The sequence below is a fragment of the Streptomyces sp. NPDC058662 genome (assembly GCF_042716255.1).
Lineage (GTDB): Bacteria > Actinomycetota > Actinomycetes > Streptomycetales > Streptomycetaceae > Streptomyces.
In genome coordinates this window covers 1-10,757 of sequence record NZ_JBHXRU010000071.1, presented here as the reverse complement: position 1 = coordinate 10,757, position 10,757 = coordinate 1, and the positions used below count along the sequence as shown (strand labels likewise).

Annotated in this window: 10 protein-coding genes and 1 pseudogene; 3 read left to right on the top strand and 8 right to left on the bottom strand. The window is 74.4% G+C overall.

The features are described from left to right. The first annotated feature begins 150 nt into the window (after positions 1 to 150). Together ACFWUQ_RS22500 and ACFWUQ_RS22495 are read left to right on the top strand one after the other, a co-directional pair. Positions 151 to 690 (top strand): DoxX family membrane protein, encoded by a 540-nt coding sequence (locus ACFWUQ_RS22500; RefSeq protein ID WP_384540781.1) that lies wholly within the window; start codon positions 151 to 153, stop codon positions 688 to 690. A gap of 125 nt (positions 691 to 815) precedes the next feature. Next, positions 816 to 1,199, top strand: a complete 384-nt coding sequence (locus ACFWUQ_RS22495; RefSeq protein WP_384540779.1) for a hypothetical protein — start codon at positions 816 to 818, stop codon at positions 1,197 to 1,199. Between the two features lie 578 nt (positions 1,200 to 1,777). On the opposite strand, the gene ACFWUQ_RS22490 is transcribed toward ACFWUQ_RS22495, so the two are convergent. From ACFWUQ_RS22490 to ACFWUQ_RS22480, 3 genes are all read right to left on the bottom strand, one after another. After that, a complete protein-coding gene (locus ACFWUQ_RS22490) occupies positions 1,778 to 2,056 on the bottom strand; it encodes a GlsB/YeaQ/YmgE family stress response membrane protein (protein ID WP_384540776.1) in 279 nt (92 codons plus the stop codon). A gap of 116 nt (positions 2,057 to 2,172) precedes the next feature. Beyond that, complete coding sequence (locus tag ACFWUQ_RS22485; RefSeq protein ID WP_384540774.1) at positions 2,173 to 3,489, bottom strand: serine/threonine-protein kinase; 1,317 nt, start codon at positions 3,487 to 3,489, stop codon at positions 2,173 to 2,175. A 120-nt stretch (positions 3,490 to 3,609) separates the two neighbouring features. After that, positions 3,610 to 4,566, bottom strand: coding sequence for a helix-turn-helix transcriptional regulator (locus tag ACFWUQ_RS22480; RefSeq protein ID WP_384540771.1), 957 nt, complete (start codon positions 4,564 to 4,566; stop codon positions 3,610 to 3,612). A 393-nt stretch (positions 4,567 to 4,959) separates the two neighbouring features. Between ACFWUQ_RS22480 and ACFWUQ_RS22475 the strand changes: the two genes are divergently transcribed. Beyond that, positions 4,960 to 5,376: an STAS domain-containing protein gene (locus tag ACFWUQ_RS22475; protein WP_384540767.1), complete on the top strand. Its 417-nt coding sequence runs from the start codon at positions 4,960 to 4,962 to the stop codon at positions 5,374 to 5,376. A gap of 31 nt (positions 5,377 to 5,407) precedes the next feature. On the opposite strand, the gene ACFWUQ_RS22470 is transcribed toward ACFWUQ_RS22475, so the two are convergent. The 5 genes and pseudogenes from ACFWUQ_RS22470 to ACFWUQ_RS22450 all read right to left on the bottom strand — a co-directional run. Next, the gene (locus ACFWUQ_RS22470; protein WP_384540764.1) at positions 5,408 to 7,036 is read right to left on the bottom strand and encodes a flavin monoamine oxidase family protein; all 1,629 of its coding nucleotides are present in this window, start codon (positions 7,034 to 7,036) and stop codon (positions 5,408 to 5,410) included. Positions 7,037 to 7,052: 16 nt separating this feature from the next. Then, positions 7,053 to 8,570, bottom strand: a complete 1,518-nt coding sequence (locus ACFWUQ_RS22465; protein WP_384540762.1) for an APC family permease — start codon at positions 8,568 to 8,570, stop codon at positions 7,053 to 7,055. Between the two features lie 542 nt (positions 8,571 to 9,112). Continuing rightward, entirely contained in the window at positions 9,113 to 9,883 is a 771-nt protein-coding gene (locus tag ACFWUQ_RS22460) for a hypothetical protein (protein WP_384540759.1), read from the bottom strand. 296 nt (positions 9,884 to 10,179) lie between these two features. Continuing rightward, on the bottom strand, positions 10,180 to 10,488 hold the full coding sequence (locus ACFWUQ_RS22455; protein ID WP_384540756.1) for a hypothetical protein: 309 nt from the start codon (positions 10,486 to 10,488) through the stop codon (positions 10,180 to 10,182). A gap of 137 nt (positions 10,489 to 10,625) precedes the next feature. Continuing rightward, positions 10,626 to 10,757, bottom strand: a pseudogene (locus ACFWUQ_RS22450) (MerR family transcriptional regulator); the annotation flags it as partial.

Sequence of the window (10,757 nt, the reverse complement as noted above, 5' to 3'; positions counted from 1 at the left end):
CCGTTTGAGCCAGACCCCGCCGCCGCTGGGTACCCCCCACCCCGCCCGCTGTGGGCCGCGGGGCGCCGGCCCCCCCCGGGGGGGCGGCGCCGCGCGGACGGATCGGGGCGGACCCCGCGTGGAGGGGGCGGCTGTGGGCAGCAGCGGGACATGGCTGTCCTACGAAAGCTCGCCCGTCCCCTGCTCGCCGCCCCGTTCGTCACCGCGGGGCTGCGCACCCTGCGCCATCCCGAGGACGTCGCGGAAGTCGTCCAACCCCTCGCCCGGGCCGTCGGCGCGCGGGTGCCGGCCCTCGCCGGGGATCCGCGGCAACTGGTACGCGTCACCAGCGCGGTCCAGGCCGCCGCGGCGCTGATGCTCGCCACCGGGCGCGCCCCGCGCCTGGCCGCGCTCACCCTCGCCGCCACGCTGGTGCCGACGTCCCTCACCGCGCACGCCTTCTGGACGGTGGAGGACCCCGAGGAGCGCGCACATCGGCGCGCCCGCTTCCTGACCGACCTCTCCGCGCTCGGCGGGCTCCTCATCACCGCCGCGGACACCCACGGCAAGCCCTCCCTCGCCTACCGCTCCCGGCACGCCCTGGACCACCGGCACCCGGTCGAGGCGGTCCGCCGCCCCGCGCAGGCGGCCGCGGCGAGTACCGTCCAGGGCGCCAGGGCGGTCGCCGCCTCCCTCACCGGATCCCGCTGAGGCAGGATTTCCGCACCCTGGCGCGCGCCGTGGACGAGGTCCCGACCGCCCGACCGACCGCACGCGACCTCGGGGCCCGGGCCGGCTGCCGGCCCGGGCCCCGACCGGAACGACGAGGAGCCCCCATGACCGACAGCCGTCGCACCTCCCGGCGGATATCCCTCGGCTCGCTGCTGCGTCCGGCGGCGCTCGGCCCGCGCGTGGTGACGCGGGCCCTGGCCGCCGTCACCCGCGGCGCGAGGCGCCGCCGCGCCGCGGCCGGCCGGGCCGTCTGCCCGACCGCCGCCCAGCACCGGTCGGGTACGGGCCGGGTGAGCGGGGCCGGATCGCCCCTCACGGGCCGGTTGCCGTGCCGGGAGGCCCCTGCGGGCCCCGCCGAGCGCCGCGACCAGGCCCACGAGGCGGTCGTGTCGCACACCCGTGGTCCCGACGACCTGGCCTCGCTCCTGGCCATGCTGGACCTGCGGCCCGGGCCGCGGGGGGACGACGGCGGGCACGACCGCGCGTAGACGCCCGACACCCGACAGCGCCCGCCGCCCCCACCGCCGCCCGGCGGTGGGGGCGGCGGCCGTTGCGGCTACGCCGAGGCCCTGCCGCCCGCGCCGGATGCCGCGGCTCCGCCCGGGGCCGCCGGGTCCCTCTCGCAGGCCCGAGACACGTAAACGCCTCCAGCCGTCCGGGGTCGAACGCTCCAGCGGGGGCGGGGAGTCGCTCCTCGCCGGCACCTCGTCGACGGCTTCTCGCCGCGGTCGGCGCCCCTCTTGGTCCGCGCGTGCGCGGAGGTCCTGTCCCGGCTGCTCGGCGCGCCTCGCGATGCGGCGTCCGCTCCGTACGAACTGCCCCTGGCCGCCCAGCCCGAGCCCTCGGGCAGCGGATGGGCCGACTCCTACCTGAGGCACGAGGTGGGCCGCGCCGCCCTGCTGCGGCCCGGGGACCTCTTGGACACCCGGACCCTGAACAGTCCGTCGTGGCAGCCGGCTTCGCCCGGCGCGGTCGTCGCGGGCCGGGCGGGTGCGGGAACAGCGGAACGGCTCCGCCCTCGAAGAGGGGGAGCCGTTTCCCGTCCCGGGAAGGGACCGCGCGTCACTCAGGCGTGGCTGTGGCGACGCTTGTTGCCGGTGACCAGTCGGTAGATGGCCAGGAGGATGACGGAGCCGATGATGGCGGCGATCCAGGTGGACAGGTCGAAGAAGCCGTCGATGGAGTCGACACCGAAGATGACCTTGCCGAGCCAGCCGCCGAGCAGACCGCCCGCGATACCGATCAGCATCGTGATGATGATGCCGCCCGGGTCCTTGCCCGGCATGAGCGCCTTGGCGATGAGGCCCGCGAGCAGCCCTATGAGGATCCAAGCCAGAATGCCCATGATTGCGTCTCCTACCTCGATGGATAAAGTTGGTGTTAACGATCGTCTGCACCGTGTGGCGGTTTCCAAACGTGCCGGTCCACTGATCGTTTGCATCAGGTGGGAAAGATCGCCGATCAGCCCTGCCCCTTGCCCTTCTTCTCCTTCCCCTTCGCCTTTCCCGGCGTGTCCTTCGTGCTCTGCGTCCCGGGCGCCTGCGCCGGGCGCTCGCCGCCCGGTTGCGAGGAGGAGGGGCCGGCGGGCGCCGGGAGGGGCGGTGCGGTGGTCGTGGCCGCCTGCGGCTGCGGCTGCGCCACGTCCGGCGCGGCGGGGGCGGGCGGCGACGGGGGCGTCTGGGTGTCCTTCGACGCCGAGGAGTGCTCGCGGACGGGGGCGGAGGGCGGCGCGTCCCGGCCCGCGGTGGTGCCGCCGACCACCAGCGCGCAGGTGGCCGCGACGCTCACCGCCGCCAGGCCCGACAGGGCGGCGCGCCGACGGCCGGCGGCCGCGCGCCCGGGACGGGGCGGGGGTGCGGGTTCGGTACGGGATGCGGCGGCGGGCGGCACGGGGGTGCGGTGCGTACGGGTGTCGCGGGGTGCGGCGCCCGCCGCGGCGCGCGTGGGCGGTGCCGGGGCGGCGCCGAGCAGGCCCAGGTGGACGGCGGCGGCGTCGGGGCGCGCCTGGGGGTCCTGGTCGGTCATGGCCCGCAACAGGCGGGCGAGGTCCGGTGGCAGGCCCTCGGGGACGCGGGGCGGATGCAGGAGGTGGGCGGTGCCGATCTCCACGGGTGTTCCCCGGTACTCGCGGTGGCCGGTGAGTGCTTCCAGGAGGGTCACTCCCAGGGCGTAGATGTCGCTGGCCGTACTGGCGCCCTGGCCGAGGAACTGCTCGGGGGCCATGTAGGCGAGCGTGCCGACGAGGGTGTCGGGTGCGCTGTGGGAGTGGGCGTGCACGGTCCTGGACAGCCCGAAGTCGGCGAGGTACGGGGAGCCTTCCTCGCCGAGGATGACGTTGGAGGGCTTCACGTCGTGGTGGATGATGCCGTGGGCGTGGACGTGGTCGAGGGCCGATGCGATGTCGGCGCCGATCCGGGTGACCTGGACGGGGCTGAGGGGGCCCGCGTCCATGCGGGTGCGCAGGGTGACGCCGCGGATCAACTCGGTGACCATGTAGGCGCCGTGTCCGTGGCGGCCGGCGTCGTAGACGGTGACGAGGGCGCGGTGGGAGAGGCGGGCCAGGGTGCGGGCCTCGTCGCAGAAGCGGTCGGCGGTGACCGTGTCCGCGCCGGGGCGGAACACCTTGACGGCCACCTCGCGGCCCAGTACCTGGTCGATGCCGCGGAAGACGTCCGCGGTGCCGCCGGATCCTATGACGCCCCGGAGTTGGTAGCGGCCGCCCAGCAGGGCGTCGTAGTCGGGCGGTGCTCCGTACGCGGGGACGGGCGGGGCCGGCATACGGGGTCCTCCTCCACTCGCGGGCAGTGCCGCTCGCCTACCCGCCGGTGCTGGCGCTACGCCCCGGGGCGCCGGCCGCCGGCCCGTCGGCGCCGCGGGTGGGCCGGGGGGCGGGCGTGGTCAGAGGTGGAGTGTGGTGGAGGGCGGGACGCCGTACTCCTGCCGGTAGGCGGTGGCGAACCGGCCTTGGTGGGCGAAGCCCCAGCGCCGGGCGATGTCGCTGATGCGGGTGGTGTCCGGGTCGGCGTGGCGCAGGTCGTGGTGGGCGCGGGCCAGGCGGACGCGTCGGAGGTAGCGCAGGGGGGTGGTGTCGGCGTGGCGGGCGAAGGCGTACTGGACGGCTCGCGGGGTGATGGGGATGGACGCGGCGATCTGCTCCAGTGTGACGTCGAGGTGGGCGTTGTCCTCGATGAAAGCGATGGCGCGGCGCAGGGTGTCGCTGGTGGCGTCGCGGCTGTCGATGGGGTGGGGGCGGGCGCTCAGGGTGGTGTTGGGCAGGGCGGCCAGGGCAACGGAGGCCAGGTGGCGGGCGGCGGTGGTGGCGATGAGCGGGCTGTCGCCGGTCAGCGGCTCGGTCAGGACGTGGTCGCGGAGGTAGGCGACCGCGGCGCCCAGCCGGGCGTTGGCGGCGGGGGTCAGGGCCCGTTGTCCGGTCAGTTCCACCGGGCCCGGGAAGCGGGCCCCGGTGACGGCCACCTCGCCGAGGAGGGCGGGGTCGAACAGGGTGAGGGTGTAGCGGGCGGAGCGGACCTCGCCCCGGTAGGGGCGGTCGTGGGGGGCGAGCATGAAGGTCTCGCCGGGCCCGAAGTGCTCCTCGCCGCCGCCGGTGGTGTCCACGAAGGTGCCCTCGTGGAGGGTGACCAGGCACACCTGGTTCAGGCAGTCGGCGTCGTAGGCCATGGTGTAGCCGAAGGAGAGCCTGTCGACCTTCAGGCCGCCGGCGGCGTGGCGGTCGATCCGTGCGCGCGCGTTCTGCGGCGTGCCGCCGATCCTCATGGGCGTGTACGCGCTCGACAGGAACGCCTCGGTCTCCTCCAGGTTGTCGCTGTCGAAGGAGAACGCCTCCACCGCCTGCACCGCCGCCCTCGTTCCTTCGCCGTCCGCCCCGCCGGGGGTTCCCGCGGTATTCCACCGGCCGGCGGGCCCGCGCCCGCGGCGCCCCGGGCCCTCGCGTCTCGTGCCTTGTGCCTTGTGCCTTGTGCCTTGTGTGCCAAGTGGTGGCGCTGCGCGGCGTGATGCCGGCGTCCGGTCGTCATTCTAGGGCCGCTCGGGCCGCGGCCGGGGCGGTCGTGCGGTGACCTGCGCAACGGCCGCGGCCCGTACGCGGGGCGTGTGCGCCCGGGCGCGCGTTTCGCAATCGGGCCTGATGGGACGCGCAGCGACGAGAGGGCCCCACCGCGTGGCCGGGCCGGTCCGGGCGCCCGTTACTGGGCACAGACAGTACGAACGGAGAGCGAGAGGCGGCCCCCCATGTACGAGCAGCGTCGGCACCGCGGCGGCGGGGCGTCAGCCTCCGTACGGTGGGACGCCGAGCGGGCGTGCCTGGTGCTGGCGGGCGAGTTCGACATCGACAGCGTCCCGGTCGCGGGCGAGGCCCTGAGCGCTGTCCCCGCGACCGTCCGCGAGGTCGTGGTGGACGTGCGGGCCGTTGGTTTCGCGGACTGCGCGCTCCTCGGCCTGCTGGTCGCGGCCCGCGGGACCCGTTCCCTGACCCTGGGCGGGCCCCTGCCGGTGGCGCTGGAGCGGCTGCTGGCCGCCACCGGGACGCGCGGCCTGTTCCCGGTGGTGCGGGCCGCCGCCCCCGCGGAGTACGCCGCCGTGCACCCGCCGCTCCCCTTGCGGGGGCAGCGGGTCCCGGCGGCCTCGTACGTCCCTCCGGCCCGCTGAGGGCGCGCGCCGGCCCGGTGGGCGGGTGGTTTCAGGTGAGGGCGGTGACGACCTCCCGGGCGGCGCGTTCGCCCTCGGTGGCGCCGCCTTCCATGAAGCCCTGGAAGTCGTAGCTGCAGTGCTCGCCGCCGATGTGGACGTTGCCCTGCGCGGTGCCCTCGTAGCGGGCGTAGCGGTGCAGGTAGCCGGTGGGCCAGTAGGAGTAGGCGCCGAGGGCGTGGGGGTCGCGATGCCAGGCGGACAGCTGGGCGCGGCCGTTCCAGGCGGCCGCGGTGCCGGGGAAGAACGCGTCGATGCCGGTGAGGGTGCGGTGCGCGAGGGTCCGTACGTAGGGGTCGGTGTCGGTGGCGAAGGGGGTGGGGGGTGTGAGCGCGCCGGCAAGGGTGCCTCCCCCGTACTGGAGGAGGATGCCCGCGTTGCCGGGCTGGACCTTGGTGGTGTCCCAGGTCTGCTGGACGTCGGAGTCGGTGAAGCAGTCCCCGGCGGAGACGCCCGGCCAGGGGCCGGTGCCGCGCCAGGGGCGGCGGGTGAACTGCATGGCGAGTTTGGTGCAGTGGCCCATGCGGGCGTCGCGCAGGAGGTTCCTCATGCGGGGGTCGAAGCCGGCGGCGGCGGGGTCCAGGCGCTGGAGTACGGGCAGGGGCAGGCAGAGGACGGTGTGGTCGGCGGTGACGGTGCGGGTGGTGCCCGAGTCGTCGAAGGTGAGGGTCTGGGTGCCGTCCGGGTTGGCTCGCAGGGCGGTGAGTTCGCGGCCCATCAGCAGGGAGCCGGCGGGCAGGGCCTGTGCGATGGCGTGCGGGAGCCGGTCGTTGCCGCCGGTGATGTGGTAGCGCTCGTTGGACAGGCCCCAGACGTTGAAGTGGCCGGGGTTGGGCTGGTAGCCCATGAGGAGGACCAGGGCGAGGGCGGACTGGTCGACGGTGTCGGCGCCGTACTCGACGGTGTAGGCGACGTCGATGAACCGGCCGAGGCGGGAGGTGTGGCCGCCGGGGACCCGGGTCTCGATCCACTGGTGCAGGGACATGGTGTCCAGGGCGGTACCGGCGGGGGTGGCGGAGTTCCAGCTGACCTCGCCGGCGGCCTGCAGGTCGCGGCGCAGTGCCTGGTAGACGCTCTTGAAGTCCTCGTCGGCCTGGGCGCGGGGGTAGTAGGCGCCGTCGAACCACAGGACTTCCTCGGCCCCGTTGGGTCCGCCGCCGAGGAAGTCCTCGGTGGGCAGGTCGAAGCGGCGGCACAGGGCGAGGATCTTCTTGTGGCTGGTGTCGATCAGTTCGCCGCCGATCTCGGAGGTGTGGCCGTACGCCCAGTGGTCGCGCTGGGTCCATATGCGGCCGCCGACGCGGGTGGGGTTCGCCTCGTAGACGGTGCAGGCGATGCCGGCGTCCTTGAGGGTGAGGGCGGCGGTCAGTCCCGCGATGCCCGCGCCGACGACGGCGACGCGGGGGGTGCCCGTCGGCGGTCTGCTGTCCGGCGGTGTCGCGGCGCGGGCGGTGGCGGCGGTGGTGGCCAGGGCGGTGCCGAGGCCGAGGGCGGCGGCGCGCTCCAGCAGGGCGCGCCGGCTCAGGCCGCGTACGTCGGCGGCGGGTAGGTCCAGGCGGCGGGCGGCGGCGTGTTCGGCGGCGAGTCGTTTGAGCGCGTGCATGACGGAGGTGCGGGCCATGGGTGGCTCCCGGGTGTCAGACGTTCGCGGCGGAGGTGGAGGCGCTCGGGGCGTCGCAGGGGGTGCGTTCGGCGGCGTCTTCGAGGACGATCCGGCCGATGAGCTCGTAGCGTGCGGGGGCTTTGCGTTTGAGGTAGGTGCCGAGGGCCAGGCCGCCGAGGAAGACGGCGGCGACGGTCCAGGGGATGAGGGTGAAGACGAGGGAGTCGGCGGCGAGTCCGGCCGCTGTCCTCATGTTGAGGACCAGCAGGACGACGACGGAGCTCATCCCCAGGCCGCCGAGCAGGGGGGCGGTGAGGGTGGTGAACCAGTGCCGGTCCTCGGGGTGGTTCTTGCGGAAGTAGCCGATCACGGCGAAGGAGCACAGGGTCTGGACGATGAGGATGGCCATCGTGCCGAGGATCGCGAGCAGGGTGTAGAGGTGGAGGTAGGGGTCCTGGCCGGTGAGCCAGAACGCGGTGACGAGGGTGACCGCGATGGCGCTCTGCACGAGGGAGGCGGTGTACGGGGAGCCGTGGCGGGGGTGGGTGCGGCCCAGCGCGGGGTGCAGGAAGCCCTCGCGGCCGATCGCGTAGAGATAGCGGGCGGCGCACTGGTGGAAGGCCATGCCGCAGGCGAAGGAGCCGGTCAGGAGCAGCCATTGGAAGGAGTCGACGGCCCAGGAGCCGATGAACTGCTGGGTGGGTGCGAAGAAGAGGTCCAGGGGGGCGGCGGAGGAGGACAGTTCGACGGACTTGGACAGGCCGTTGCCGGCGATCGTCATCCAGGAGACGTAGATGTAGAAGACGCCGACGCCGACGACGGAGATCAGGGTGGCGCGGGGGATCACCCGCTTGGGGTCGCGGGACTCCTCGCCGTACATGGCGGTCGATTCGAAGCCGACCCAGGACCAGAAGGCGAAGAAGATGCCGAGGCCGGCGGAGGTGCCGGTGAAGGCGTTCTTCGGGTCGAGGGGTTCCAGCGGGATGCCGTCCGGGCCGCCGCCCGCGAGCAGTACGGCGGTGGCGACGGCGAAGAGGACGGCGATCTCGCCGACGAGCATGACGCCGAGGGCTTTGGCGGTGAGGTTGATGTCGAAGTGGGACAGGACGGCGGTGGCGCCGAGCATCACGGCCGCGTAGAGGATCCAGGGGAGGTCGAGGCCGAGCTGGTCGTGGACGGTGGTGCGGGCGAAGTAGGCGAACACGCCGACGATCGAGGCCTCGAAGACGATGTAGGCCAGGACGGCGAGCATGCCGGAGGCCATGCCCGTGATCCGGCCCAGGCCGTGGGAGATGTATCCGTAGAAGGCGCCGGCGGCGGTGATCCGCTTGGCCATGGCGACGTATCCGACGGCGAAGACCGTCAGGACCACGGTGGCGAAGAGGTATCCGGCCGGGGCTCCGACGCCGTTGCCGAAGCCTACGGCGATCGGCAGGTTCCCGGTCATCGCGGTGATCGGGGCGGCGGTGGCGACGGCCATGAAGACCACCCCGACCAGACCGACCGAGTTCGCCTTGAGCCGGTGGACTTCACCGCTGGGACTGTGGGACATGGGCGGGCCCTCTCAATGCGTGCGGCGGACAGCCGATGGGAAGGCGGCCACTCTCCAACCACGTGACCCGCGCCACAATCGACACAAGGGCTGTCAATGGGCGTACGGGGGCGACGAGTTGTCTGCGCGTCAGGCGAGGCGATCGCATGCGTGACCGCCCGGTGATGTTCACGGGGCCCGGGGAGGGGTAACGCGCGGGCCGCGCGTCACCGGTGCGGTGGCCCGGCGGTGCGGTGGCTCGTCGGTGCGGCGCGGTGGTGCGGTGGCTCGTCGGTGCGGCGCGGTGGTGCGGTAGCTCGTCGGTGCGGTGGCGTGGGTGCGGTGGCCCGGCGGCGTGAGGCGCGGTGGTGCGGAGGCGCGGTGGCGCGGTGGTGCGGTGGTGCGGTGGCGCGGTGGCGCGGTGGTGCGGTGGCGCGGTGGCGCGGTGGTGCGGTGGCGCGGTGGCGCGGTGGCGCGGTGGCGCGGTGGCGCGGTGGCGCGGTGGCGCGGTGGCGCGGTGGCGCGGTGGTGCGGTGGCGGGGTGGTGCGGTGGCGGGGGTGCGTCAGCGTCCCAGGGCGGCTCGGACCGTGAGGCCGTGGCGGTGGCGCAGTCGGCGCAGCTCCCACCAGGACAGGGCGGTCACGGTGAGGGGGGCGCCGAGGGTGAAGACGGCGCGGGCGGCCGCCGGTACCTGGGGGTAGGCGCCGGTGATCACGTCCAGGAGCGCCATCTCCCACACCAGGACGCCGGCGAGGACCGGCGGCAGCACCTCGTGGATGTCGGCGGTACGGAAGACGTGCACGAGCGACAGGCCGATGCCGTAGAGGGCGAACCCGACCGCCCACAGGCACAGCACCCCGATGGCGATCTTCCCGGGCAGGCCGACGGCGTCCCGCAGCCCCGCCAGCTCCGGCGCCATCGCGAGCGCGGAGGTGCCCATGGAGGCCATGATCGCCGCGACCGCGCCCAGCGGGCGCAGGGCCCGCCGCAGGTAGACGCGCCGCAGCCCGCCCCGCGCGGCTGTCACGAAGGCGCCCACCACCACGGGGAAGGTGCAGACGAGCATCAGGACGCTGTACCAGCTCTGCTGGAAGCGCTCGTCCGCCACGTCCTTGGCGCCGGCGGCGTCGGCGACGGCGTTGTAGGTCACCATCAGGCCCACCCAGGCGAGGAGTCCCAGCGCGGTCCGCCACAGCTGGAGTTTGCGGACCTGCGGATCCTCGACCCTCCCGGGACGCGAGGGGCGGAAGGTCCGCTGGGCGGCGTAGAAGGGGTTGCGGACACCGCGCAGGGCCTGCCGAACCCGTGAGGGCTCGCCGGGGGGCGGCGGCAACGGCGGAGGCGGCGGGTATCCGTATCCGTACGGGTGTCCCTGCGGAGGAACGGGGGGCCCGTACGGTCCCGGGGGCGGGGTGTACGGGTATCCCGGGGGCGGGGTGTACGGGTATCCCTGCGGGGGGACCGGGGGGCCGGGTTGACCCGCCGGTGGTCGGCCGCCCGCGCCGGCGGCCGGGTCCCCGTATCCGCCGCCGGTGTACCCGCCCCCGCCGTAACTGCTCACGCCGTCCGCCCCCCGCTCCGCCGCCTGCCGAACGCAAGGCATCGTAGTGGGCCGTGTAGCGGCGCGGGTCAGAGGTCGCTGTCGATACCGGTGACGGCCGGCGGGCCGAGCGGGGCGTCGGCGGGTTCGAGTCCCGCTTCCCGCAGCGCGGCCGAGACGAGTCGGGTGGCGTCCAGTTCGGCCTCGTACCGGTCCGGGGCGTCGACTTCGAGGCGGACGGAGAAGGTGCCGTCCTCGTTCAGGGTGAGGAGGTCCAGGCCTTCGCTCTCGCTGACGTCGGTGTGGCGCCGGGCGAGTTTCCGTTCGAGGACCGAGCGCGCGGAGTCGGTGACGTCGGAGATGAATGTGCCGGGAACGGTGATGACGAAGGTGGTCATGGCGGCTCCTCGCAGGGGACAGGGCTTGGGTGTGGTCCTGCTTCCCACATTCTGCGCAATGAACCGTGGGGGGGTGTTCTGACGTGCCCTCGGGCGGCGGAGCCGGCGGCCGAGGGCGCTCGCGGGCGCGGGGGCGCTCAGCCGTCGGAGGCCGTGGGGGGCGGGTCCGTCGGTTCGGCGGCGCGGCGGTACTCGGTGTTGATGCGCTGGGCCTCTTCGAGCTGGTCTTCGAGGATGACGATGCGGCAGGCGGCCTCGATGGGGGTGCC